The organism is Bradyrhizobium sp. 63_E2_N1_3 (genome assembly GCF_052076005.1).
GTDB lineage: Bacteria > Pseudomonadota > Alphaproteobacteria > Rhizobiales > Xanthobacteraceae > Bradyrhizobium > Bradyrhizobium barranii.
This window is the reverse complement of sequence record NZ_CP197235.1, coordinates 4808743-4832593: the sequence shown is the minus strand read 5'-3', so window position 1 is coordinate 4832593 and position 23851 is coordinate 4808743. Positions and strand designations below refer to the sequence as shown.

The 23851-nt window shown below is 59.9% G+C and carries 22 protein-coding genes and 4 pseudogenes; 9 read left to right on the top strand and 17 right to left on the bottom strand.

All coding sequences use genetic code 11. From position 1 onward, the window contains the following. Positions 1-151: 151 nt before the first annotated feature. From AB7531_RS23050 to AB7531_RS23020, 7 genes and pseudogenes are all read right to left on the bottom strand, one after another. Positions 152-424: a hypothetical protein gene (locus tag AB7531_RS23050; protein ID WP_441280062.1), complete on the bottom strand. Its 273-nt coding sequence runs from the start codon at positions 422-424 to the stop codon at positions 152-154. A gap of 72 nt (positions 425-496) precedes the next feature. Further along, the gene (locus tag AB7531_RS23045; RefSeq protein WP_063983383.1) at positions 497-760 is read right to left on the bottom strand and encodes a GlsB/YeaQ/YmgE family stress response membrane protein; all 264 of its coding nucleotides are present in this window, start codon (positions 758-760) and stop codon (positions 497-499) included. 9 nt (positions 761-769) lie between these two features. Beyond that, positions 770-1230: pseudogene (locus AB7531_RS23040) on the bottom strand (YidB family protein). Positions 1231-1303: 73 nt separating this feature from the next. Next, a complete protein-coding gene (locus tag AB7531_RS23035) occupies positions 1304-1924 on the bottom strand; it encodes a general stress protein (protein ID WP_038936815.1) in 621 nt (206 codons plus the stop codon). A 37-nt stretch (positions 1925-1961) separates the two neighbouring features. Further along, a complete protein-coding gene (locus AB7531_RS23030) occupies positions 1962-2282 on the bottom strand; it encodes a PepSY domain-containing protein (protein ID WP_028152961.1) in 321 nt (106 codons plus the stop codon). 437 nt (positions 2283-2719) lie between these two features. Further along, entirely contained in the window at positions 2720-4501 is a 1782-nt protein-coding gene (locus AB7531_RS23025) for a thiamine pyrophosphate-requiring protein (RefSeq protein ID WP_063983381.1), read from the bottom strand. Further along, a complete protein-coding gene (locus AB7531_RS23020) occupies positions 4498-5523 on the bottom strand; it encodes an aldo/keto reductase (RefSeq protein WP_063983380.1) in 1026 nt (341 codons plus the stop codon). Before AB7531_RS23020 ends, AB7531_RS23025 begins: the two co-directional genes overlap by 4 nt. Before the next feature lie 189 nt (positions 5524-5712). Between AB7531_RS23020 and uvrA the strand changes: the two genes are divergently transcribed. Then, on the top strand, positions 5713-8241 hold the full coding sequence (gene uvrA, locus AB7531_RS23015; protein WP_063983379.1) for an excinuclease ABC subunit UvrA: 2529 nt from the start codon (positions 5713-5715) through the stop codon (positions 8239-8241). Here the strand turns inward: uvrA and AB7531_RS23010 are convergent. The 3 genes from AB7531_RS23010 to AB7531_RS23000 form a co-directional block, all read right to left on the bottom strand. Beyond that, on the bottom strand, positions 8238-8381 hold the full coding sequence (locus AB7531_RS23010; protein ID WP_245328434.1) for a hypothetical protein: 144 nt from the start codon (positions 8379-8381) through the stop codon (positions 8238-8240). The two genes, uvrA and AB7531_RS23010, sit on opposite strands and share 4 nt — an antisense overlap. 771 nt (positions 8382-9152) lie before the next feature. Next, positions 9153-9392, bottom strand: a complete 240-nt coding sequence (locus AB7531_RS23005) for a hypothetical protein (RefSeq protein WP_441280061.1) — start codon at positions 9390-9392, stop codon at positions 9153-9155. An 87-nt stretch (positions 9393-9479) separates the two neighbouring features. Continuing rightward, positions 9480-10676, bottom strand: coding sequence for an MFS transporter (locus AB7531_RS23000; RefSeq protein WP_231141857.1), 1197 nt, complete (start codon positions 10674-10676; stop codon positions 9480-9482). An 830-nt stretch (positions 10677-11506) separates the two neighbouring features. Here AB7531_RS23000 and AB7531_RS22995 point away from each other — a divergent pair. The 3 genes and pseudogenes from AB7531_RS22995 to AB7531_RS22985 all read left to right on the top strand — a co-directional run bounded on the left by AB7531_RS22995 (position 11507) and on the right by AB7531_RS22985 (position 12513). Next, on the top strand, positions 11507-11788 hold the full coding sequence (locus AB7531_RS22995; RefSeq protein ID WP_085398433.1) for a hypothetical protein: 282 nt from the start codon (positions 11507-11509) through the stop codon (positions 11786-11788). Between the two features lie 34 nt (positions 11789-11822). Next, a pseudogene (locus AB7531_RS22990) lies at positions 11823-12219 on the top strand (Ku protein); the annotation flags it as partial. Between the two features lie 51 nt (positions 12220-12270). Beyond that, on the top strand, positions 12271-12513 hold the full coding sequence (locus tag AB7531_RS22985) for a hypothetical protein (RefSeq protein ID WP_063983370.1): 243 nt from the start codon (positions 12271-12273) through the stop codon (positions 12511-12513). A 920-nt stretch (positions 12514-13433) separates the two neighbouring features. On the opposite strand, the gene AB7531_RS22980 is transcribed toward AB7531_RS22985, so the two are convergent. The 7 genes and pseudogenes from AB7531_RS22980 to AB7531_RS22950 form a co-directional block, all read right to left on the bottom strand. Continuing rightward, positions 13434-13811, bottom strand: a complete 378-nt coding sequence (locus AB7531_RS22980; RefSeq protein WP_063983369.1) for an ester cyclase — start codon at positions 13809-13811, stop codon at positions 13434-13436. Positions 13812-14432: 621 nt separating this feature from the next. Further along, positions 14433-15866 carry an HWE histidine kinase domain-containing protein gene (locus AB7531_RS22975; protein WP_063983367.1) on the bottom strand — a complete coding sequence of 478 codons (1434 nt, stop codon included), beginning with the start codon at positions 15864-15866 and terminating at the stop codon, positions 14433-14435. A gap of 450 nt (positions 15867-16316) precedes the next feature. Then, a pseudogene (locus tag AB7531_RS22970) lies at positions 16317-19461 on the bottom strand (GAF domain-containing protein). Between the two features lie 738 nt (positions 19462-20199). Continuing rightward, complete coding sequence (locus AB7531_RS22965) at positions 20200-20421, bottom strand: hypothetical protein (RefSeq protein ID WP_084794892.1); 222 nt, start codon at positions 20419-20421, stop codon at positions 20200-20202. Between the two features lie 15 nt (positions 20422-20436). Next, positions 20437-20757: a hypothetical protein gene (locus tag AB7531_RS22960; RefSeq protein ID WP_063979757.1), complete on the bottom strand. Its 321-nt coding sequence runs from the start codon at positions 20755-20757 to the stop codon at positions 20437-20439. Positions 20758-20827: 70 nt separating this feature from the next. Then, a complete protein-coding gene (locus tag AB7531_RS22955; RefSeq protein ID WP_063979756.1) occupies positions 20828-21286 on the bottom strand; it encodes an Hsp20 family protein in 459 nt (152 codons plus the stop codon). A 177-nt stretch (positions 21287-21463) separates the two neighbouring features. Next, positions 21464-21613: a hypothetical protein gene (locus AB7531_RS22950; protein WP_371494754.1), complete on the bottom strand. Its 150-nt coding sequence runs from the start codon at positions 21611-21613 to the stop codon at positions 21464-21466. A 41-nt stretch (positions 21614-21654) separates the two neighbouring features. Between AB7531_RS22950 and AB7531_RS22945 the strand changes: the two are divergent. The 5 genes and pseudogenes from AB7531_RS22945 to AB7531_RS22925 form a co-directional block, all read left to right on the top strand. Next, positions 21655-22053: pseudogene (locus tag AB7531_RS22945) on the top strand (ATP-dependent DNA ligase); the annotation flags it as partial. After that, positions 22052-22342, top strand: coding sequence for a hypothetical protein (locus tag AB7531_RS22940; protein WP_063979755.1), 291 nt, complete (start codon positions 22052-22054; stop codon positions 22340-22342). The pseudogene AB7531_RS22945 and the gene AB7531_RS22940, both read left to right, overlap by 2 nt. Positions 22343-22476: 134 nt before the next feature. Then, entirely contained in the window at positions 22477-22863 is a 387-nt protein-coding gene (locus tag AB7531_RS22935) for a DUF1236 domain-containing protein (protein WP_231145284.1), read from the top strand. Between the two features lie 439 nt (positions 22864-23302). Then, complete coding sequence (locus AB7531_RS22930; protein ID WP_063983366.1) at positions 23303-23509, top strand: hypothetical protein; 207 nt, start codon at positions 23303-23305, stop codon at positions 23507-23509. A 92-nt stretch (positions 23510-23601) separates the two neighbouring features. Next, positions 23602-23847, top strand: coding sequence for a hypothetical protein (locus AB7531_RS22925; protein WP_084795134.1), 246 nt, complete (start codon positions 23602-23604; stop codon positions 23845-23847). Positions 23848-23851: the final 4 nt, after the last annotated feature.

Below are 23851 nucleotides of genomic sequence, written 5' to 3'. Positions count from 1 at the left end.
GGAGCTTACGCCCGCCGACGGCAACGGCGGTGAAGAGCTTTTTCAAGGCAGCTACAACACTCGTTTGCGACCCCTATGTTCCGAACGTTCAGACGTCACGGTTTCGGACTTGGCGGCGGCGTGGGTGCGGCTTGAGGAGGCTGAGAGGGCATCAATTGCTCGGCTGCTGCGGCGCTATGGTATCGCCGCCTGCATGAGGAACGCACGTACCGATGTTGCTAAGCAGGCGTTTGGCCTGGAGGTCGCGCATCTTTGAGTATTCGCGTCGTCGCTCGATATTTGCCGCGGCCCATCGGTCCCAGACCTCGAAGGCGTCGGTGTAGTGCTTTCGCATCTGCTCCTTGGCGGCAAGGCAATCGGCGAATTTGTCGAAGACCAGGTCGGTGTTGACCGGTGTCATGCCTCCTACCAGGACAACGAGCATCCATTTCATCTGCTGTGCCTTTCGCGCCGGACGGATATTCGCGTTTACGCGAAGAATTTCCGGTTACCGCGGTTAGATAGCCCGTCGACTGCGACCGGCCACAAAACCGTAGACAAAAAGCACGATGATGGCGCCCACGACCGCCCCCACCAGCCCTGCGCCTTCTCCGGGCCGATACCAGCCTAGTGACTGGCCAAGATAGGTCGCAACGAACGCTCCCACTATTCCCAGGATAGTGGTCAGGATGAAGCCGGAGGGCTCGTTGTCGCCAGGCATGATGAACTTCGCGATGACGCCTGCGACGAAGCCAATGATGATCGTCCAGATGATGCTCATGTCTCTCCCCTAGCCTTGCGATCCCGATGGAGCCGGAAGACGTCCATCAGGCGTGTATTTGTCCACCGCTTGCCGGCAGCTCGCGAGACAATCGGTCGAGAATCTCCTGCCGGGACAGGCCGGTCTGCTGCTCCAGTTTTTGAAGGACGTCCGGACCGATAGCCTGCTGGAGTTCGGGCGGGGTGACTTCCCGGTTTGGCCCTTGATTGATCCAGGATTGGGCCGCATCGCCCTGTCCGTTCTGCTTGAAGTGCTCAAGCAACTCGCCGATCCCGCCGTTCAGCAGCGAACTCACGCCGCCGCCTCCCACAAGGCCGCCAAGATTGCGAGCATACCGCTCAGGGAATCCTTGGCACCCGCCGGCTGACCGGAGGTAGCGTTGCGAAACATGTCGGCGAGTCCCGATTTTGGTAACCGGCGATTGCGAGCATACCCAAGAGGGCGGTCATTGATGGCATTCCGCGACTCATCTTCGGCTCCTGAGTTCGATGGGCAAACGTACGCAAGAAAAGGGCGACCCGCCTTGGCGGGCCGCCGGGTAATTCATCGCAGGCCGGTGCCGTAGAGCTGGCGCTCTCTCCGGACCTCCTCCGCGCCATAAGGCTGGGCGGATGGATCATAATTTTTCCACCCTGCCTTCTGCCAGGCTGCGCTCCGGTCGCGCAGGTTGACGGCGGACTGATTCAAGATCGCTTCGTATCGCGTCCGATCCGCATCCGGCACACGAGCTGAAACCAGCGTACCGCCGCGCCTCACACCTTCGGCGTAGAGTGGTGCTTCCTCATCGGATACGCCGGCCTGCGTCAGCGCCCCAACGACCCCGCCTGTGGCGCCGCCGGCAACGGCACCGAGCGCGGTCGATGCGAGCCATCCGGCCGCCACGACCGGACCCAGGCCGGGGATAGCCAACAAACCAAGGCCCGCGAGCAAGCCGGCAGCGCCACCAAGACCTGCGCCGACGCCCGCTCCCGTGGCTGCGCCTTCCGCCCGATCGTCCACCCCATCGCGATCGCGATCGACCTTCTTGTCGGTGCTGTACCAGTTGTCGGAATTGTTCGCGACGATGCTCAGATCCGAATGCGGCACGCCCGCGGCCTCCAGGCTCGTCACCGCGCGCTGCGCATCGGAGTAGTTATCGTAGAGACGTGAAATCGTAACGGTCATGCTGAATCCCTCTTAATTTTCGCTGGTGGTCGCCAGGTTACTTGGCCGCGTTCACGTTGCCCTGGAAATCCAGACTGACATTGGTCGAGGCACCGCCTTTGCTGGCCTTTCCGCGCCAAACGCCGTTGTCGTCCTTCTTCAGGGATGTGACGTTGCTGTAGCCCGCGTCCTCGATCTTCGATTTGGCCTGGCCCTCGGTGAAGCTGTTGGCGCCTTCAACCGGCTTGCTGGAATTGTTCTGGCCGGAACTGTTGACCGCATTGTTGTTGGGCCGATCGGTCGCCGGCGGATTTTGCGCAAACGACGGACCCGCCAGAAGCGAAGCAGCCGTCAGCAGCAAAAGAAATGTCTTTTTCATATCGTCCTCCTGTCGTGGCAAGGCCCAACATACGCTGAACTGAGAAGTTCCAAGTTTTCCCGGTCCGCAGGGCTTGCAAAGCATCTACAAGAAAGCGGGAGCGAGCTCCGGGGCGCGTACTTGAACCTATTAGAAGGAGAGCCCGGACGTGGTCCAACTCGGGCCTGGGGCGACGTGCGCCAACGCGCCCCTGTCAGAAGTAATAGCGAACCTCGCAAGAAGCGCAGCGCGGGTAGTACATTTGCTGAGGCTGATGCGGCAGGCGCGGTATCCCAAAGCGCAACGTGTGATCCGTCCTTAGCTGTGTTCAGGCGTGCACCGTGTCTTTTTGATTCGGAACACCGCATCGCCTTCGAAGTTGGAAGATTCGTGGGTTAAGTAAGCTACCCGCCGTCGGCGGAGGTCCGCAACGCGTTGAAGCGCCGCGGGCCCCAAATTCAATCTCTCTTGCCGAATAGGCCGTCGACAACTTGTCTTGCGGTGTCGCTGATGACACGGCCAGCGCCTCTGTCTCCTTTAGCCATCGCAGGCATAAAGGAGCGGGCCTCCTTGAACGTGACGTGCGGCGGCAGCGGAGCCACCTCAGGATCTGTCTTCACTTCCAGGACGACAGGGCGATCGCTCGAAAGTGCCTCCTGCCATGCGGATGCCAGGCGGCCCGGAGAATCAACGAAGATCCCCCTGAGCCCGAGCAGTTCGCCAAATTTGGCATAGGCAAAGTCGGGGATATCCTGCGAAGCCTCGAATCTTGGGTTTCCCTCCATGACCCGCTGCTCCCAAGTGACTTCGTTGAGGTCCTGATTGTTGAATACACATACGATCCATCGCGGATCCGCCCAACGCTTCCAGTACTTCTGGACCGTGATGAGTTCGGTCATGTTGTTCATTTGCATTGCGCCATCGCCCACAAGTGCGATGACCGGCCGGTCCGGATGGGCGAACTTGGCCCCGATGGCATAGGGGACTGCTGCGCCCATCGACGCCAAGCCTCCCGAAAGCGATGCAGCCTGGCCCTGCTGCACCCGGAAATCGCGGGCATACCAGTTGGCGCAGGATCCGCTGTCACTGGTCACGATGGCGTTAGCAGGTAGCAAGGGTGACATTTCCCAAACGACGCGCTGCGGATTGACGGGATTGGCTTCCGCCTTAGCCCGACCTTCCAGCTTCTTCCACCACCCAGTTATGTTGGTCTCGATCGTCTTCGCCCATTCCCGGTCCTCCTTGCGCTGGATTAGGGGCAGGAGCGCCTTAAGCGTTGCGGCGGCATCGCCGTGAAGGCCGACGTCGACCGGATACCGCAGCGACAGCATCGAGGCTTTGATGTCGATCTGGACGGCGCGTGCGGCCCCGTCTTTGGGTAAGAACTCCGACCAGGGAAAGCCCGTGCCGACCATCAGGAGCGTATCGCAGCCTTGCATAAGATCCCAGCTTGGCTCGGTCCCGAGTAGGCCTATCGCGCCGGTAGCGAACGGCAGGTCGTCCGGCAACACATCCTTGCCCAGCAATGCCTTCGCAATGCCGGCGCCGAGCAAGGTCGCCATTTCGATGAGTTGAGGAGCGGTGCCACGAGCGCCCGCGCCGACCAGAATGGCTACCTTCTTGCCGGCATTCAGGACCTCGGCCGCCTTGGATAGGTCCGCATCCTCTGGAATGATCTTGGGTTTGGAATAGCCCACTCCAGACCGCGTAAACCCGTGCGCTACCGCGGGCTCTTCGTATTCCTCGTCCTGAATATCTTTCGGCAAGATAATGACGGAAGGTATGTTGTCGGCTTTAGCGACCCTGATGCTGCGGTCAAGGAGGTGCCGCACCTGGGCAGGGGATGACGCTTCCTGTACGAAGCCAGCGACGTCCGCAAACATCCGGTCTAAGTTAAGTTCCTGCTGGTAACTGGCACCTCGAACGGTTGCCTCAGCTTGCCCGCAGATAGCAAGAACGGGAGCATGGTCCAGTTTACCATCGTACAATCCCGTGATGAGGTGAGTTGCTCCCGGGCCGCCGGTCGACAAGCACACCCCTAATTCACCGGTGAACTTGGCGTGTGCGACCGCCATGAAGGCGGCCATCTCCTCGTGCCGCACCTGGATGAATTCAATGCTGTCGGCGCGCTGCAGGGCGCCGATCACACCGTTGATGCCGTCGTCCGGATAGCCATAGATGCGGCGCACGCCCCAAGCGTGGAGCCGTTCGACCACAAAATCGCCGACCTTCATGCTCAAGCCTCCGAAGCAGCAGGGAGCGAGGCGCTTTTCTCGATGAGGCCTTGTTGCTTGAGATCACCCCAGAAATCCGAAGGGATCTTGGCCTGGAGCGAATTCCAGTCCTCCTGGATCTGTTGAGCGCTCCGTGCCCCCACGACCAGAGCGACCGCGACGTCGGCCGCCGCCGAAAACTGAAGTGCGGCAGTTCGGAGGTCCACGCCATACCGAGAGGCGATCGTCCTGAGCTTCTCCCGCTTCTCGATGACAGCAGCGGGAATCTTGAAGTTCTCTTTTCCGTAATTGTAACGTGGACTTCCTGAGATGAAGCCGGCGTTGAGAGAGGAGCCGATGACGAGCGAAACGTTCTTTTTTCGCACGACCGGGAAAAGTTCGTTCACCGCACTTGCGTGATCGATCAACGAGTATTGGCGGGCGCACAGGCAGACGTCAGGATCCGCATCTTCCATGACTTTGAGGATGGGAAGCGGTGTATTCACGCCGATGCCCCAAGCGCGGATGATGCCCTCGTCACGCATTTTGGAGAGCGCCGGAAACGCGCCTTTACGGGCGATTTCGTACTGTTCTTCCCAGCCGTTCGGAAAGAACGCGAAATCGGGTGAGATGTCGTGCACGAAAGCGACGTCCAGGCTGTCGACGCCGAGGCGCTGCAGGCTGTCTTCGATCGAGCGGCGCACACCGTCCGCCGTATAGTCAAAAATGATGTCATTGGGCGAATCTGACAGCGGATAAATATCCGCATGTTTGTTGTTCTTTGACGCCTTGAAAAGCTTCCCGACCTTCGACGAGAGCATATAATCGTCGCGCTTCTGGTTATGCAGAAAATGACCGAAGCGACGCTCGCAGAGTCCGAACCCATACCAAGGCGCTACATCGAAATATCGAACGCCCATCGCCCATGCGCCTTCAAGGGTTGCCTCGGCTTCTTTATCGGTATGCTTGTTGAACTCGTTGCCGAGGGAAACGCCACCGAGGCCGAAACGGAATTCCGGTTTGAAGATCTGTCGCGCGCGGTCATTCATAGAGAATCCTCAACATTTGTCGGGAATTGAACGACGGGCGCGAGAGCCGGTTCCTAGATGTAAATTCACAGGAGCTTGGGTTTTCGGCGCTGAAGGGACGGACAGTGACCGTTACGGAACCGGTCATTTCCCGGAGACTTTCCTCTTCGAGACGGCCATAGCGTTCCGCGAGTGGCGAGGAACCGTACGATGGACAAGTCGCTGATCGGCGATAAGGGCGAGCGGAATATCCATACAGACGACGGTTTCGTCCGCGTCCGCGGAGCCCGCGAGCACAATCTGAAGGACGTTTCGCTCGAGATACCCCGAAATGCGCTCGTGGTGTTCACGGGCGTGTCCGGATCCGGGAAGTCGTCGCTCGCCTTCGGGACCTTGTACGCAGAGGCCCAGCGGCGTTACTTGGAATCGGTCTCACCGTACGCCCGCCGCCTTTTCCACCAAATGGCAGTGCCCGAAGTGGACTCGATCGAGGGGCTTCCCCCCGCAGTCGCTTTGCAGCAACAGCGAGGCTCGCCGACGACAAGGTCATCAGTCGGCAGCGTGACGACCCTGTCCAATCTGCTGCGGATGTTGTACTCGCGCGCCGGCGACTATCCGCAGCATCAACCGTTGCTATATGCGGAGTCGTTCTCGCCCAACACGCCCGAGGGCGCTTGTCCCAACTGTCATGGCATCGGACGCGTCCATGCGGTCGATGAACGTTCGCTCGTTCCCGACGACACGTTGACCATTCGCGAGCGGGCCATAGCCGCGTGGCCAAGCGCGTGGCAAGGCCAGAACCTACGCGATGTTCTCGTTACCCTCGGCTACGACGTAGACAGGCCGTGGCGCGAATTGCCGAAGAAAGATCGGGACTGGATTCTGTTTACTGACGAGCAGCCGACCGTGCCGGTCTACGCCGGCTATACGCCTGCCGAGACGAGGCGGGCGCTGAAGCGGAAGGAGGAGCCGAGCTATCAAGGTACTTTTACCGGCGCGCGCAAATACGTGCTGCAGACGTTCGCCACGACGCAGAGCGCTATGATGAAACGCCGGGTGGCGCAATTTCTGTCGAGCTCAAATTGCCCAGTCTGCAAGGGGAAGCGGCTTAAACCCGAACCGCTGTCCGTCACCTTCGCCGGAATGGACATTGCCGAGGTTTCGCGACTGCCGTTGAACCAGCTCCGCTTGTTGCTCGGCGGGCATCTCGACAAGAAAAGGAATCAATTCGTCGGCCATCCTGAGAAGGCTCTCGTGGTGCAACGGATAACGGAGGACATGTCGGCACGCCTTGAAGTGCTACTTGATCTCGGTCTTGGCTATTTGACGCCCGAACGCAGCACGCCGACGCTGTCGCCAGGCGAGCTTCAGCGGCTTCGATTGGCGACGCAGGTCCGCTCTAATCTGTTCGGAGTGGTCTATGTCCTGGATGAGCCCTCGGCGGGACTGCATCCGGCGGACACGGAAGCCTTGTTGCGCGCTCTCGACCGCCTGAAGTCGGCCGGCAACTCGCTGTTTGTCGTCGAACACGAGCTCGACGTGGTGCGGCACGCCGATTGGATCGTCGACGTCGGCCCCGACGCAGGCGCGCAGGGAGGGCGTATTATGTACAGCGGTCCCCTGGCAGGACTGAAAGACGTGGAAGCGTCTCGGACGCGACCTTACCTCTGTGGCCAGCACGAGAGCGTGGCAAGGGCTCCACGAAACCCCCGCGGATGGCTCAAGCTTCGCGGTGTCACGCGCAACAATCTCAATCGGCTAGACACGGAAATTCCGCTCGGCGTGTTTACGAGCGTCACGGGGATTTCGGGATCCGGCAAGTCGAGCCTCATTAGTCAGTTTCTTGTCGATGCCGTGGGCGACGAACTGGGCCATCGCAAAGAGGCGGGCGACGAGGACGACAAGCTAGAGGCTTCGGTCGAAACCTTAGGTGGCGAGATTGCGGAAGGCCTCGATGACATCAAGCGATTGGTAGTAGTGGACCAGAAGCCGATCGGCCGCACGCCGAGATCGAACCTCGCGACTTACACCGGCCTGCTGGATCATGTTCGCAAGATATTCGCTTCAACCAAACAGGCGCGTGCAAGGCGCTATGACGCGGGAAGGTTCTCCTTCAATGTAGCGAAAGGCCGTTGCGAGACGTGCCAAGGGGAAGGCTTCGTCTGTGTCGAGCTTCTCTTCCTGCCGAGCGTTTACGCTCCCTGTCCGACTTGCAAAGGCGCGCGGTACAACGCCAAAACGTTGGAGGTCAAGATCCGGAACAAATCAATCGCTGACGTGCTGGCGTTGACTGTAGACGAAGCGTTCGAGTTCTTCAGTAGTGAGGATTTTCTACGTCGTTGTCTGGGCGTGCTTCGCGACGTCGGGCTCGGGTATGTCCGGCTCGGCCAGTCGGCGACCGAACTGTCAGGAGGTGAGGCGCAGCGGGTCAAGCTCGCCACCGAGCTGCAACGGGCGCAACGTGGTCAGACACTCTACGTTTTGGATGAACCGACGACTGGACTTCATCCGTCGGACGTCACCAAATTGATGAGGCAACTGCACGGCCTCGTTGAGGCCGGCAATACGGTCATCGTGGTCGAGCACGACATGACGGTGGCTGCCGCCAGCGACTGGATCATCGATATCGGGCCCGGTGCCGGCGACGAAGGCGGTCGGATAGTAGCCTCAGGCACGCCGTCGCAGGTCGCGAAGAAATCGCGGAGCCGGACAGCGAATTATCTCGCAGCCGTCCTCTAAGGTCCTGAATCTGCCGCCTTCAACGCCGCCAGGCGCATGTGTAGAAAGGCCAGAACCATGATGGGCGTCAGTTGCGCGTACTGCTTCTTGAATTTTTGAGCTATTTTCGCTTCGATCATATCGACGAATTCGCCGGACATGTAGGCAGTCAAGACCTCTGTGTACGTAGCTCTTGCGGCAGATGGCAGGCGTGTTGCCGAGTTGCTTCGCCACTGTCTCGATCGCGGCGACAACATTGCGCTTCGGCTCTGGCTAGCTAGCGATCATGGCCCGCCGGTTCACGCTGGCGGGCCCACACCTGGTGAGCCCATTAAGGGCGATGCTTCGGAGTCAAATCGTGAGCGGGGTTGGCCGATCGACTCTTACCAAATCACAGCGCAACGCATTGGAGGCGGCGGCAGGTGGGGAAGTTGTGCACGACGCCGCTAGTTCACTTTCGTATCGAACGGGCGCAGCTCTAGGTCTCTGTGGTTCTTATGGCGCACGAGATTGATTGCACCCGGCCGCAAGATTGACGGCACAAGCGTCCTGATGGAGCCAACGGAATTGGGAAGAATCGAGCTTTCGCCAATGTGTGCACCGCCGAAAACCGCCTCCGGGCGGGATAACCCAATCCGGCGCGCGCCCGGTACATGAGTCGTGCGTTGAACGCGGTTATTCGATCTGATCGGTGAAACGGCGCCAAAATAAAGAAGCCCTCAATTGGCAGCCTCTTCGTATGCGCCGGTTCAGCGGGCGGGCTTCTCATTGGCCTTAAAATTGAACGCCGCCAGGCTCAAAATACATTGTCCTGGCGGCGCTTATTCCGCTGGTCTCAAATCCCAGTCCGCCAGTTTAGCGGGCCGAATATGAAGGGCGCCTGAACCAACTCACGTATCGCTGGGGAACAGTGGCATTTCGCGCCCCCGCGCTCATTGGCGATCCTGGAGAGCCGTCAGGATGAGATATCGCCACGAATGCGCGGCCTGATTGCTGGCTTGTACGAAGACTGGATATCTCTCGATGAACGGGTCGAGAGCCTTTCCGGCGAGATTGACCAGATCGGTGAGAAGGAAACTGACTGCCGTCGCATCATGAGCATTCCGGGCGTCGGCCCTCTGATCTCGACCGCCGTGGTCGCCGCCATTGGTACCGGCGAGACTTCGGCGCATGGCTGGTCTTGTGCCAAAGGTGCCGCAGCTTGGTGTGCCCGGATCGCAAAAGCAATTCGCGCCGTAATGTCCGGCCGGCCGCTTGCCTCAATACTTCTTCACTGCGGCACCGAACGCCAGCCACAGCCCGATCGATGCGAGCCCGAAGCCGCCCAGCAGCAAGAAGGTCGGGCCGTAGCCGATCCACTGCGCGATCCAGCCGCCAAGCGCGGGGCTCAGGCTTGCGCCGACGCCCTGCACGGTGATGACGGCGCCCTGGCCGAGATTGATGCGGCCGGTGCCGTCAAGCGAGCGCGCCACCATGCCAGGCACGGCGACGGTCTGCAGCCCGGTGCCGATGCCGTCCAGCACCTGCGTCGGAATCACCCCCCACCATCCCGTTACGAAGAAGGCGAGCACGCCGCGGATCGGCAGAAACATGAAGGAGATGAGGATCACCGGCCAGTAGTTGCGCTTTCCCGCGACCTGCATGGCGATCAGCGAGGTCACCACCATAACGCCCTGGGCGATCACCACGGTGGTCGCAACAAAGCTCGGTCCGTTGGCCTGGCCTTCGGCGACCGCTGCAAGTCCATAGAGCGGCACGATCGCTGCATTGCCGAGATGGAAGATGGCAAGCGCAAACGCCAGCACCAGTAGCGGCTTGTGCTTGAGCAGGACGGACATGCCATCCGGCGGGTTCTTGCTCTCGTCTTCCTTGCTGCCGCGGGCCTGGCGATCGTCGATGGAGTTGTCCGGGATCATCAGCACGCAGGCTATCGCGATGGCGCCGAATACCGCCGCAAGCACGAACACGGCGACGTAGCCGAACTTGTAGCCGAGATAGCCCGACAGCGCCGCGCCCACCATGTTGCCGGCGTGGTTGAAGGCCTGGTTGCGGCCGTTCAACGCATTGAAGCCCTTTTGCCTGGCGATGCCGAGCGTGATGCCTGTGACCGCCGGCACGATCGCAGCGCTCGCGAGCGATTGCGCTACTTGCGACAACGTGACCGCCCAGAAATGTTGCGAGATCAGGATGATCGCGGACGCAAGCACCACGCAGATGCCGGGAATGACGACCCACAGGCGCTTGTTGCGGCTCGAATCGATGAAGCCGCCGATCGGCGTTGTGACCAGCATGCCGGCGACATTGCCGATCGTCAGCGCGGTGCCGATCAGTCCGGTCGCCCAGCCGCGCTCCTGGAGGAACACGCCGACGAACGGTCCGATGCCCGACTGCATGTCGGCCATGAAGAAGTTGACTGCGTAGAGGGGCCAGAGGCGGGGAGGGGAGCGCGATGCCATCGAGACGCTGAACGACTTCCGACAGAATGTGGTCCCGTACACGCAGGGCTGACAAGACGCGATGACATGGCCAGCCAATTGGCGCGGGGGCGGACCAGAGGATAATATGGGCCAATCGCGGTGGTTCCTCCGCCCCTGCGATGGGATGGTTACGGCGTCATCTCGTGGGTGCCCCTTGCTTCTCCTGGATCATGGCCATGCCTCTCTGGACCCGCGAAACCTGCGGCGCCCGATTTCAGACAGCGGAAATCCACCTGCCTCGCGCCTGAACTGCGAGGACGAGGGGCAATATGTGAATTGGAAGGGGCAGAGCCGGAGATCGGCCGCTGGGGTAAACGCCAGCGACGTACGCGTCAGAGCGTCGATACCGGCCCGCGTCCGCAGCTCAGTTGGTAGCAGCGCCGCTGTGACATGGCGGAGGTCGGCCGTTCAAAACCCGTCGGGACGCACCACCCAATTCGCACTTTTAGCTCAGGGGTAAGCTTTGGGCTACGACGCGTTTCATTGGGGCGGAAGCTTGTCGCGCGCAAAGCGGACATTGGTGCCGATGCCGAGGTCGGTTAAGGGCCCCCATGAGCAAAGGTGGCATGTTCCCAAATCTTCTTTTCTAGGGAACATATGCAGGCTCATTCGGGCAAAGCAGCTACTTGCAAGGCGGCCAGCCCAGCTCGACGCTTTTTCGAACAGCCAATCGCATTGACCGTTCTGTGCAACGATCGACATTGCCCCGTGGAATCCATCTTGCGGCGCAACTACGGAACAACGTTACATCTGTGAGATTCGCGGAACGAAAGGCATCGTCAGTCTTTCTCTGACTTTGGGAGACGCCCATGACATCTCAGGCCGTAGATGGTGCGTGCGCGTTCGCGTGGCGGAACTACTTGCTGCTCCACAGTGGCATCAGCGAGAACGACGACAGGTGTTCCGCCCTCTATCGCTACGTCGCTCATCTTCGTAATACCGGCGAAGATGATTTCGATCTCTTGCAAATAGCGGCAGTCGCCTATTTGAGAAAACTCGACGAATTGCATGACGACCGATGTGCGAGACTCGCGGCAGATCAAGTTTTGGCCGAGTTTTCAGCATCACGCAATGCACAATCTGACACGTAGCTTTAGGCCATAACACTAGAGCGAAGGAGCGAACCAGCATTTTGACGAGATCCAAGACGTCAAAGTCACCAAGGATATGCTCGATCTCGCAAAGCACATTGTCAACCAGAAGTCCGGCACGTTCGATCCCGAGAAATTCGAGGACCACTACGAAACGGCTCTGATCGAGCTCATCAATCAGAAGCGCGCCGGCAAGCCGATCACTCCGAAGGAGCGTCCGCGCGGCGAAAACGTCGTCGATCTGATGGACGCGGCGGAAAAGCGTCGGGGGCGCCGCAGCCGTAGCCAAGGTTCCAAAAAAGTCGGCCAAGAAGGCCAAAGAGACCTCGGCCGTTCAGAAGGAGATGTTGATGCCGATCGCCGGCAAGAAGTCGGCGAAGGAGGCGGCCGCCAAGAAGCCGGGGGCCGGGACGCGGCGGAAGTCCGCGTAGGAACGAGCCGTCGGGAGATCGGTTGCTCCGACGCTATCGTAGGAGGACCGCATGGATATGAAAGAAACCTCGGCAATGACGGAAGCCTCCGGGCTGACGAATGATGACGGCGGCATAGAGCAGGCTTCCTTAGCGAGGTCGAGCCGCCAGGCGGATGCGAGCCGTCGCCCGTCGCATTCGCATGATGCCGCGATGCGCTGGGCCGAACAGTTGCGCGAGATGACTTTGAAGGCGCCGCTGCAATCCCTGTTTGTGGCGTTCCTGCTTGGGATCTGGGTGGCGAGTCGGCGCTAGGCACCCGTGGGACCGGAAACCTTGCGCACCGGACTGTAAATAAGCGCCGAACTTTGACCCCCATCGGCTTGTGATGGTTCAAGGGTGTCGATGGTGTTGGGCGGGGTCAGCCTTGGGCGCCGATCGGGGGGCAAACCATGCGCCGAATAACAGGTCGTTCGCCACTTCAAGGGCGATCTCGCCGGCGGAGGCTTGATCAAGCGGTTTAAGTTGCTTCTCGAGCAGCTTCCTTCGAACAAGCAGAACGCGGACGAGATCATGCACATGGCTCGGTTCGATCCGAACGTGGCAGCTCCTGCTGGAGCGGGCTGTAAAGAACCCGAACGTGCCGCAGTACAACATTGACTTGCGTCGTCTTATCGCGGCCGCCAACGCATCCCGTGAAAACTAAGGGGCTTAGGATGCCGTGGATTGCAGCTTACGACCTCAGCGAATAGCAGCGGACGCTGGTGCGCCTAATCGTCAACGACGGGAAGAAGCTTGAAGAAGCGGCCGACCTCGCCGGATATCACCCCAAGTATCGGTTTATAAGACAATGCGACTGCCAGCGGCCGCGGCTGCGATCTCGGAATCGATACAGCTTGACCTTGCAGTCGTAGGTGCCCCGCTTGCTTATCGAGTTGCGAAGTCGCTCCTCCAAGACACAAGCATTAGCGCCCGTGTCCGAGCCGATCTGTCGATCAAAGTTCTAGATCGGGCAGGGCACATTGCTCCTACTCGCAAGGACCCGTCGTCCCAGCAGAAAGCCCTCTCTGAGATGTCGCGGATGAGCTCGCGGCTTTCATCGAGCGCAATCAACCGAATTCGACAAAGTGGAGGGTGAGCTCGCGTCGCGAGCGAAGGACATTTCGTATTTAGGGTGATTGCGCGGCGTGCTCGAGACTCGGCGGTGTGAGCGCTAGCCGCTTGACGCCAACTGTCTACAGTTGCGCCTCCAAGGCCGCCTTATCGATAACCGATCGAACGCGCATTATCTTGTTGCTATCGAATTCATAGAAAACGTTCTCGTGAAAGGAAACTCGCCTGCCGTTTACCGGCAAGCCGAGAAAGACGCCTGCTGGAGAGCAATCGAACCGTAGCCGGCTTCCTAGGTGGGGATACTCACTAATCATCATTTCCACGTTGAAGCGAAGGTCGGGAATTGCCGCGTAATCCTGTTCGAGCATTTTTCGATAACCCGCCAGGCCGAGGGGATTGCTATTGTGGGTGATGTCGTCGGCGACGAACGTGCCCAAGCGCGACCAAGCTTGCTCATTCAGGCAGTCGATATAGTCGCGATAAATCTGCTTTAGGTCCATCACTGAATAACCTTTGGCATCACCACAACGATGTCGCCAGTCATCCTAAGAGGTAGACTCGCCTAACTACCCTTTGGAAGCGGCAATTTGGAGAGGCGTCGCTTGCGGAGCCGCCTGGCCTGACATCTCTGCCTGTTCGAGCTCGTCGGCCTGCGCATGGTATTGCTCGGCAAGGGACCGTAAGGTACGGGATGCCGACATGTCGCTGACGGTGTTGGAGAGCCGCTCCGCCCGAAAAGCTTGCTCCCTCAATCTGTCTGATTGTTTGCTCAAGAATGAGTTCCTACCCAATGAACGCAGAACGCTTCGTGAGCGATTTTCGTTCCTGTCCATAGGCTAACTTTCTGGGCACTTCTCATCCAGCGCACAAATGTTAAGGATCGGGCTCCGCCGTTCTGGGCAGAACAGCGCTTCAGCGAGGACGCAGGGAGAAAGGGAGGCATGCCAAGCTATCGGGTTTATGAGGTCGATGCGGAGGGGCACAAGTGTTGGATGGCGCAGAAGCCCGCGACCGTTGACATCGAGCTCGACGAGTTTTGTGATGGTGCCACATTATAGGTGTTTTACCCGACGCGTCTGTCGGCAGAGCCAAGCTTCGCCGTGTAAGTCAGACCAGCAACATCAAACGGCCGTCTGCGGTCGTGTCTCGATCGCCTCAAGCGCGGCGGTGATCGAGCAGACAAGCCCCTCCGGCGCGAAGTCGAGCCGGATTTTCCCGTTCACGTCGCGGCTTGCATGTTCGATCAGGCGGCTGCCGAACCCGCGGCGAGTCGGCGGAGAAACCTGCGGGCCGCCGCTTTCGCGCCAGCTCAGATTGAGCATCTCCTCCTGCACACGCCAGCGAAGCTCGACCCGGCCCGAGGGCCGTGAGAGCGCTCCGTATTTTACGGCGTTGGTGGCAAGCTCGTGCAGCGCCAGCGAGAGTGCCAGAGCCTGGCCGGGGGAAACATCCAGGGAAGGCCCCTCGGTAAGGATCTGATCCGTGGCGAAGGGCGCGACCGCCCCCGCAGCGAGATCGGCGATATCGGCGCCCTTCCAACTGCGGGCAGTGAGCAGATCGTGTGCTCCGGCGAGGGCAACGATGCGTGCGTCGATCGTCCTGCGGGCCGCCTGCACATTCGTCGCGTCCCGAAGCGTCTGATTGACGATCGATTGCACGGTGGCAAGGCTGTTTTTGACGCGGTGATTCAGCTCGTTGGTGAGCAGGCGCTGCAACTCCTCGGACTGCTTCAATTCAGTCAGATCGCGGCTCGCGCCGGCGATGGCGACGGGTTGGCGCTCGGCGCCGCGCCCTTCGAACTCCACGAGGCCCCAGGCACTCAGCCAGCGCCAGCTCCCGTCAGTCTGCTTCACCCGGTACTCAACCTCATAGCGTCCGTCGCTTTCGGGATCGATCGCTCTGGCGACGCGGGCCCACATCAGATCCATGTCGTCCGGATGGAACTTGGCTTCAACGCCGGCCGTGTCGTGGAGGAAGCGCGCCTCAGTCAGACCATAGAGCCGCTGGGCGTTCTCATCGTAGACACAGACGTTGTCTGCCATGCTGTAGCGCCACGTGCCCATCTTCGAAGCGACCATGGCGAGATCGAAGGTACGCTGCTGACGCTCTAGTGCCAGCCGCATGTCGTGCTCATGCGTGACGTCCAGGAAGCAATTGATCCCTCCGACGACTTGGCCGCCAGCGTCGCGCATGGGCGCAACATTGACGCGCGCCACCCATCGCCGTCCGTCGGGATTTCGCACCACGGCCTCGGCGCCTTCGAAGCTCTCCCCCGCTAGCACGGCCCGCGCCATCGGCGTTTCGTGGGGCGGAATGAAATCGCCTTGCAGGGTCTCGAGCCAGAACGAGCCACAGAACTTCTGCTCGGGATCGAGCAGCTTCGGAGCGCGTCCCCAAAGCTGGATCGCCCGCTCATTGACCCTCACGATCCGTCCCTCAATATCGCAGGCATAAACGCCGATCGGGAGCGCGTCGAGGATGGTCTGGTCGAGTGATAGGAAAGACGCAAAGAGAGCGGGTGCCCGGGCAGGCAGGCTGAAGTTCAGAAGCGACATCGCTCTAGGCTATCAGAAAGTGCAGCGGCAACCAATGCAGCCGCCTGAAGCTTATTTCCGGAGCGATAGGAACCTGTCTGAGCCGGCCGCGTTTCTTCCGGTTTAATCGGACGAGTTCGAGGCGAGGTCCGTCAGTTTCGCAAAGCTTCCAGAGGCGTTGTTCAGCGAACGTCAGGCTTGCCCTCCGAGCGGCATGGAGGAGGCGGGGGCCCCGAAAGGGCTTGGAGTCTGCTCAATCACAGCTGGTCCCGGTAGTGAGCTTTACCGTGCTGCAAGAAGTCGGGTCAAGGGCAGGGGGCGGTCTCTGAGTCGGACCACTTCTGCACGAGCTCTTGCTCCAGACATGTCTCTGGAGTGTGCTATCAAGCCGATGCACCAGAGAGCTTACGCCGAACTGAACAAACAAACGTAGCAGCGCGATTCGCGAAGTCGGACAGACCAGCATTGGACCTAGATCTCATCGAGCAGTCCGCGGACCTTCGCCGCTAGGTCTTCGATATTGAATGGCTTGGAAATCAAGTGTGCCGGCATCGAGCATGCCATTGTGGACGATGGCGTTGCGCGTATAGCCGGTCGTGAACAGCACCTTCAACCCGGGCAATCGCTCTAAGGCCCGGCTCGCCAATTCGGCGCCTGTCGTGTCGGGCATGACCACGTCCGTAAAGAGCAGATCCGGGACGAGTCCGTCGTCGATCTTTCTGATCGCCTCTTTAGCACCTGCCGCCTCGACGACGGTATAGCCCAGGTCACGCAGGCTTTCCGACGAGATATTGCGAACCCGGTCATCATCTTCCACGACGAGGATGGTCTCTTTGTGCAGGCTCGCGCCGATGTTCGCCTTCGGCTCGGGCGCACCCGATGTCTCCTCGACGCCGAAAAAGCGCGGAAGATAGACTTTGACCGTCGTTCCTACTCCCACTTCGGAATATAACTTTACGTGACCGCCCGACTGCCGCACGAAGCCGTAGACTTGGCTGAGACCTAGGCCGGTGCCCTTGCCCACCGCCTTCGTCGTGAAGAATGGGTCAAATGCTTTACCAAGCACGTTTTCAGGCATTCCAACGCCATTGTCAGTGACGGCAAGCAGGACATATTGACCGGGCGTCAGCGCGTACTCACGCGCATACTTCTGGTCTATAGACGAATTGCTTGTTTCGATCGTCAGCTTGCCGCCCCTCGGCATGGCGTCACGCGCATTCACTGCGAGATTTAGCACGACACTTTCCAGCTGAGCGGGGTCAGCTTTGACTCGCCAAACTCCGGCCGCCAGAACCATCTCGAGACGGACGAGTTCTCCCAGCGATCGGTCGAGCAGCTCGCTCATCCCGCCAACCATCTTGTTGAGGTCCATGACCTCGGGCGCAAGCGGCTGTTGGCGTGAAAACGCCAGTAGGCGCTGAGTTAGTGTGGCTGCCCGATTTGCACCATCTATGGCTCCCTCGATGAAGCGGTCCACGTTGATTTCTCCCTTGCCCAGTCGTCGTTTGGCAAGATTCAGACTGCCGATGATCACGGCCAGCATGTTGTTGAAGTCGTGAGCAATCCCGCCCGTCAATTGACCGACAGCTTCCATCTTCTGAGACTGTCGGAGCTGCTCCTCGGCCTTCATACGTTCCGATATCTCCTCGGCTACGCGTCGCTCCAAATCGGCATTGAGGGACTCCAGTCGCATCAGAAGACGCGCGTTGTCGATCGCAGTGGCGGCGTGGCCGGCGATGCCCAGAAGTGTGGTTTCGTGCTCGATTTGAAACTTCCTTGGCTCAGCGTGACCGAAGAAAAGTCCGCCAAGTACTTCGCCCGAACGTGAAATTACGGGTACCGCCAGATATGACCTGACGGGAAGGTGACCTTCCGGCATTCCTTTTCGCGGAGCATTTTTGCCATAGCGCGGATCTTTCAGGATGTCGTCTGATCGCACCACGCCCGTACCCAAGAACGTCGGCTCGAAGACCGCCGTATTGCGTGGCATAGGGAAGTTTTCGAATGCCGATCGTGGTACGCCAGACAACGAATAAAGCATATAGCTTCCACCGTCCGGTGTAAGGACGTTGTAGAAGAAGGCGCCGAATTGAGCCCCCGAGAGCTCGACGCCGGCATCGGTTACGGTCTGAACTATCTTCTCGAGATCTCGTTCGCGGGCCACGGAAGCCCCGGTGTCGTTCAGTATGCGCAGATGGCGCTCGGATTTCTTCTGCGCACTGATGTCCAGAACGGTGCCGATGAAGCGGACGGCCTTTCCTCCCGAAAAGATCGCCTCGCCGGTCGCCGCGATCCAGCGCTCGGTTCCATCCTCGACACCTATGGTTCGGTATTCGATGTTATAAGGCTTGGGAGACGTCGGCTCGAGTGCTTCAGAGACCGCTTCGTGCGCACGTTGCCTGTCGTCCGGATGCAAGCCCTTCAGGAACGCGCCTTCGTAACTTATTTCCGCCTGAGGCGACAAGCCGAACAATTCTTTGCAACGATCGTCCCTTGGCAGAACGTCATTGACCGGATCATAGTCCCAAGTGCCTATGCCGGCAGCCTTGTTGGCGAGGCCGAGTCGCTCTGCCGCTTCCCGGGCTGCCTGCTCCGACCGTACACGTTCGATGTGCGCCCACGAGCGTTCGGTCACCTCTGTAAGCAATGCGAGTTCGCGCTTGCTCCACCGGTGCGCTTGCCGATGATGGATCGCCATCAAAGCTGTTAGCCGTCCTTCCTTCACGAAGGGCATGCAAATGGTAGCGCCGATTCCAATGTTCTGGAACGTAGCCGCTTCTTCGGGCGCAATCTCTTTCAAATTGTCATTGATGACCAGGGGGCGGCCCGCTCCGAGCTCGGTTACGGCCTTTTGACCGAAATCGGCCAGGCTATAGTGCCCAAGAATGTGCATTGCCCCTGGTGCCGCCCAATCTCCCCGAATGGTAAAGCCGTCCTCGTCCGGATCCATATCGGCGTAGGCACAGCTCGATACCATCAGATGTTCGCCAAGCATCCTAGTCGTCACAGCTAAAACGCCGTCTGCGTCTCTGGTTTTGGCGGTTTCCCTGTTGAGGGCATCTAGAAACGTCAGGCGAGCCTCGTTTCCCCTGACAGCGACCTCGGCCCGACGACGTTCCACAGCTGTGCGGGTTCGCTCGGCAACTTCGCGCACCAGTTCGAGTTCTTCTGCGGTCCACTCCCGTGGCTCCGCGTTGTTCAAGTACAGGAGTGCCACAACACCGTCGGACTCGGAGATTGGCATGTTGACCAGGGCGCGAGCCGATATTGCTTCAAGAGCATCGGCACGCTCGCCGATACGAGGGTCCTTCTCCGCATCCGCACAGATGACCGTCTCACCGCGCTTCAGATCCTCGATGTAGCTACCGTAGTCGCGGAAGCGAAGAACGCCCGCCAGGCTCGATATGCCCGGCGCATTCCAGTCACGGCTTATGGTGATCGTTTCGGCCGATGTATCGACCGTACCGTAGCCGGCCCTGCTGACCCCCAGGCTGCTTCCGAGAAGTTCAGCCGCGGCATACGCAAGAGCATCGGGATCGTCGATCCGACGGATGAAATCGCTCAGGGTGTCAGGGACGGACATGCGGTCGATCGATGGCGTAGCCCGTAACGTCATCGATCCCCCTTTGTGTCTTTGAGCATATTGATTTCTTAATATTTCAGGGGCGTGCCCTGAGCCAGGCGATCCGCAGAGGAATTGCATAACGGCGGGCAGCAAGCCTAGGTTCCCGTTCCGGATATGCCTACAAAAAGCAGCTGCTAACCGTGGTTCGGACGGCCGAGGGCGTGAGGCCGAGGGGTTTCCCGAAATCCTGCCAAAGGACCAATTCGCACTGAGCTGGATCATCCGCGGAATGCGTCCTGAGGACTTAGCACCAAGTATCGATGAAGAGTGCCGCGCGACATGAAGCCCATAGCGGCAATCGCGGTAACGGAGGGATGTCCCTGGATGCCGGGCCGGACTTGCCGACCACGTCTGATGCCCCGTGAATCCAACACCTCGTCATCGTTGCCGTGACGACCGCTACCGGCCAATTACGGAAACTGAGCCCGTCAGGGGAGTGGCGCCTACCTGGTGGCCCCGGGGCCGGTCAGGAAGGACATTGTTGCAGGCCCGCCGCTTTCGGCCATTGCCGGGGAGGAGCCGTAAGCTCATCTTATGGCGCCAACGGCCCCGGATCGATTAACCGGGCTCCGCTTGCGAGCAATAGAAACATCGCCTGATAACCGCGATATCTCGCGGCCATTCGCGTTCTTTCACGGCCCTTACCCAGGGCAGTGCCAGACTGGTCGCAAACTCGCCATTCCCAACCACGCCGATTGCGATCGATCAATATAAGGTCCAGCATTGAAGCTAAGCCACCCTGGATGCTGCACCGGTGATTGGACCGTCGAGATTCAAGGAAAATGGGAAAGTCGTCGTCGATAGCGCATCAATAGCGATTTGCTCCTCCGAGAGTCGCTTCATCAAGAACTCGCGCTCAAGATCTGAGAGCCGAGTGCTCAGCAGGCGGCGGTAGCGGTGGACGTTGTTGCGATGGGCGCGAAGCCGCGCTAGTTTTTCGTCCGTTGTCATCTGAGGCTCCGAACTTCACGCCGCGGCCGCACGTTCGGTCGAACGGAGACGGTAGGGCTTTCCGCCGGGTGGCGTCCGGGGGCCACCGTCCAAGGCGCGCAACGCGTCCAAGATTTCGTCGATCGATACCGGCTTCTTGAGGCCGGCAGGTGCGCGCATCGACGGGCAAGAGGCGATCGCGGACGCGTCGGACGCCCATGATGCCAAGATTGCGCGCTTCTCGGCCAGCGTCAGGGCAGGGTGATCCAGAACGTCTTTGGGTGTCTCAAAGACCGTGCCGGGATGAAGCAGCGCGTCGAAGTCGAAAACGTTGTCGTCAGCGGTCGTCGGCCGCATGGTCCTCTCCTTTTCATTGACGAATGGATGGGAGCCGCACGACTTGCAGCGCGGCTCCATGGCGCCTCTACTAGGCGGCGGCTTTGGCTTCCAGCTTCCGCACGCTGCCGGTCGAGGCATCGCCGATCGCAATCCGGCGCGGCTTCATCGCATCCGGAATCTCGCGGACGAGTTCGATGGTCAGCAAGCCGTTGTCGAATGCGGCGCTTTTCACCTGGACATATTCGGCGAGGCTGAATTGGCGCTTGAAGGCGCGGTGCGAGATACCGCGATAGAGGAAATCACGTTCGGTCTTGTCGGATTTGCTGCCTTCAACCGTCACCACGTTCTGCTCGGCGGTGATGACGATATCCTCGGGCGAGAAACCCGCCACCGCCAGCGAGATCTGATAGCGATCCTCCGCCAGCCGTTCGATGTTGTAGGGCGGGTAATTGTCCTCGCTGGCCCGCTGAGCGGTTTCTGCGAGGTCGAAGAGGCGGTCGAAACCAATGGTCGAGCGCCAGAGGGGGGCAAAATCGTAGGTGCGCATAGCCAAATCCTCCTAAGAGCAAGATGTCTACGAGCGGCACCGGACACGGTGCCCGTCTCTTGGCCCGGGCCCATGAGGCGCCCGGACACCATCGTCAGATGGCGACAAAAAAATTAGCAAAGCCGGTTTTGGTTTCAAGAGGGGGCTGAAAAAATTTTGCCGCCGATCGCCGCGCCGTTACAGGTCCTCGCACCCCTTGAAGAACGGATGCCGCACCTTCCCCTCGGCCGACTTCGCTTGGTATTCGATCTCAGCAAGCAGCTTCGGTTCGACCCAGATGCCTTCGTGCGCAATCCTCTTGGCATAGGGCTGTGTCTTACGGACCAGCGGCTCGAGGCGCCGCCGCAGCTCGGCCGCCGATGTCTTGTCGAAGCCAGCTCAAGGGCGCCTCGACGAAGATCGTGCTCGTCGCCTTCGACCTGCTTTATCTCAACGGCAGGGACCTCCGGAATGTGCCGCTGTTGGAGCGCAAGGCGGCGCTGAAGAAGATCATCACCGGCAGCGACCTACAGTTAAGCGATAGCTTCGAGATCGATGGCCGCGAGATGTTCACGCACGCCTGCAAGGTGGGGCTCGAAGGCGTAGTCTCGAAGGTGCGTGACAGCATCTACGCCAGCGGCCGGGGCAACAATTGGATCAAAAAGACATGCGCCCAACGCGAGACCTTAACAATTGCCGGCTTCGCGCTCGACGAGGGCAAATGGGACGGTATTTATCTCGCGAGGCGCAAGGGCGACCACCTAATCTATGCCGGCAAGGTCGACCATGTCGTTCTGTAAGACGGAGAAATCGGTGCTGCCATCGGCGGCCGGCATCACGACCTCGCCGTTTATGATGGCCGAGCTCGCCTTGAATCACCCGAACCCACCCTTCTTCAGGATTTGCCGCAGTGTATCCGATTTGCTACGCGTCGTTCAAGAAAACGCGGATTTCGAATCCGTCGAGCAAAAGATTGCAATAATTGCGATAGCCTTCTTCGTCGCAACTTCTTGCAACCGGCCCATGATACTGCGGCTTTCCAATCAAGAGCTACCCGTCTTAGCAACGTATGCCTGACAGCAACGCTGCGCCACCGCGGCCTGAACTGTTACGCAGTAACATTCTCCAGACGCGCCTTTCATCGGAGGAACCGGAACAATGCTCTGGCCCAGCGGTTGACGGCGCATCAACAACCACTGGAGAGAGTGGACATGAAAACCCGTCTTGCGATTTCATTGGCTGCTGTGTCGCTGCTGGCGGCGTCGACTGCGGCCTTTGCCCAGTCGACGACCGAACAGGGCGCTAGGGACGGCGCGCGTGCGGGTGGCGACATCGGTGGCCCGGTCGGCGCGATGGTCGGCGGCACCGTCGGTGCGGCCGTTGGCGCCGGCCTCGAAATTCCGAATGCCGTGCTCGGCGGAATTCCGCGCGACGACTCCGTCGTGATCCACGAGCGCGTCGTCGTCGGCGAGCCCTTGCCCCCGACCGTGGTCTTGCGCCCGGTGCCGAACTACACCGAGTATCGCTACGCGGTCGTGAACGACCGCCGTGTCATCGTCGAACCGCGCACGCGCCGGGTCGTGAAAATCATCGACTGATCGGTCAAGGCGTGTAGGCTGTTAAGAGCTAAGGCCCCGCGGAGCGTCACTCCGCGGGGCCTTAGTTCGTCATTGCCGAATTGGCGCGAACCGCCGGTGCGGTTGGGAGATCAGTCGTTGCGAGAAGGCCCTAGGCAACTGTGGCGGGCTTCTCGTGCTCGAGGCCGCCGAGCCGGGTGTACGATAATGGCGGAGAGACGGCCCCGGCTGCAGGGGTCAAGGGGGTAGGCCGAGGCCGCTCCGCCAGCTCTGCCGGCGAGCCAGCGACGACTCAATAATTGCCCGCGCTCGTCGTTCCTATTGGGACCATCATTCCAAAAATGGGCACTGGCTTGTGTGCGACCTTAGGCGCTGGCCGTACTTATTGGTTGCGGGAACAAGTGGCAATTCCACGAGTTTTCGAACCGTCTGTGTTGCATGGTTATGCGCCGAGGCAACGATGAAGACCAAGCTACCCGGGAAGTTGTCCCACTACGATAAGATGGCCGCCTCCGCTCAGCAATTTTTCAAGGAGGCGACGGCCTGTCGCGGGGAGGCGGCTCGCAGCCTCGACCAGGTCGATCGAGAAGGCTGGCTGAAGCTTGCGCGCGAATGGACAGAGCTCGCGCTCGCGGCCGAGCGGGGCCAGATTTTCCGCCGGGATTAGCGATGGATGCGTCCCAACAGGACGTGTTGATTGCTGGATTGAGCCCTTAGAGCCGGGGCCGTCTCTCTACCGTTGTCATATCGGAGTAACGTATGCGTTCCTCGCTCTCGATCATGCCAGCCGCCCCTCTCGACCACAACATTGCTGAGTGCCGCGAACATGCGGATCACTACAAGAGACTTTCTGACCACTACAAGAGACTTTCTTCCGCGAGCGGCATCTCCAAGGACCGCGCCACCGCCCTGAGAAACATCGCCCGAACCTATGTCGGTTTGGCCGGCCAACTGGATAGACTGGCGTCTCTCGCGCGGAACGAGCAGACAATGGAGGTGAAGTAAGGCG

Bases quoted from the DNA above. Each gene is read 5' to 3' on its own strand.
- AB7531_RS23045 (WP_063983383.1), bottom strand. From the start codon at position 760: ATGAGCATCATCTGGACGATCATCATTGGCTTCGTCGCAGGCGTCATC.
- AB7531_RS22930 (WP_063983366.1), top strand. From the start codon at position 23,303: ATGAAGACCAAGCTACCCGGGAAGTTGTCCCACTACGATAAGATGGCC.
- AB7531_RS22960 (WP_063979757.1), bottom strand. From the start codon at position 20,757: ATGCGGCCGACGACCGCTGACGACAACGTTTTCGACTTCGACGCGCTG.
- AB7531_RS23050 (WP_441280062.1), bottom strand. From the start codon at position 424: ATGCTCGTTGTCCTGGTAGGAGGCATGACACCGGTCAACACCGACCTG.
- AB7531_RS22995 (WP_085398433.1), top strand. From the start codon at position 11,507: ATGACATCTCAGGCCGTAGATGGTGCGTGCGCGTTCGCGTGGCGGAAC.
- AB7531_RS22965 (WP_084794892.1), bottom strand. From the start codon at position 20,421: ATGACAACGGACGAAAAACTAGCGCGGCTTCGCGCCCATCGCAACAAC.
- AB7531_RS22980 (WP_063983369.1), bottom strand. From the start codon at position 13,811: ATGGACCTAAAGCAGATTTATCGCGACTATATCGACTGCCTGAATGAG.
- AB7531_RS22955 (WP_063979756.1), bottom strand. From the start codon at position 21,286: ATGCGCACCTACGATTTTGCCCCCCTCTGGCGCTCGACCATTGGTTTC.
- AB7531_RS23005 (WP_441280061.1), bottom strand. From the start codon at position 9,392: ATGCGCCGAAGTCTCGCCGGTACCAATGGCGGCGACCACGGCGGTCGA.
- AB7531_RS23030 (WP_028152961.1), bottom strand. From the start codon at position 2,282: ATGAAAAAGACATTTCTTTTGCTGCTGACGGCTGCTTCGCTTCTGGCG.
- AB7531_RS22940 (WP_063979755.1), top strand. From the start codon at position 22,052: ATGTCGTTCTGTAAGACGGAGAAATCGGTGCTGCCATCGGCGGCCGGC.
- AB7531_RS22985 (WP_063983370.1), top strand. From the start codon at position 12,271: ATGGATATGAAAGAAACCTCGGCAATGACGGAAGCCTCCGGGCTGACG.
- AB7531_RS22975 (WP_063983367.1), bottom strand. From the start codon at position 15,866: ATGTCGCTTCTGAACTTCAGCCTGCCTGCCCGGGCACCCGCTCTCTTT.
- AB7531_RS22925 (WP_084795134.1), top strand. From the start codon at position 23,602: ATGCGTTCCTCGCTCTCGATCATGCCAGCCGCCCCTCTCGACCACAAC.
- AB7531_RS23020 (WP_063983380.1), bottom strand. From the start codon at position 5,523: ATGAATGACCGCGCGCGACAGATCTTCAAACCGGAATTCCGTTTCGGC.
- uvrA (WP_063983379.1), top strand. From the start codon at position 5,713: ATGGACAAGTCGCTGATCGGCGATAAGGGCGAGCGGAATATCCATACA.
- AB7531_RS23035 (WP_038936815.1), bottom strand. From the start codon at position 1,924: ATGACCGTTACGATTTCACGTCTCTACGATAACTACTCCGATGCGCAG.
- AB7531_RS23000 (WP_231141857.1), bottom strand. From the start codon at position 10,676: ATGGCATCGCGCTCCCCTCCCCGCCTCTGGCCCCTCTACGCAGTCAAC.
- AB7531_RS23010 (WP_245328434.1), bottom strand. From the start codon at position 8,381: ATGTCCGGCGAATTCGTCGATATGATCGAAGCGAAAATAGCTCAAAAA.
- AB7531_RS22935 (WP_231145284.1), top strand. From the start codon at position 22,477: ATGAAAACCCGTCTTGCGATTTCATTGGCTGCTGTGTCGCTGCTGGCG.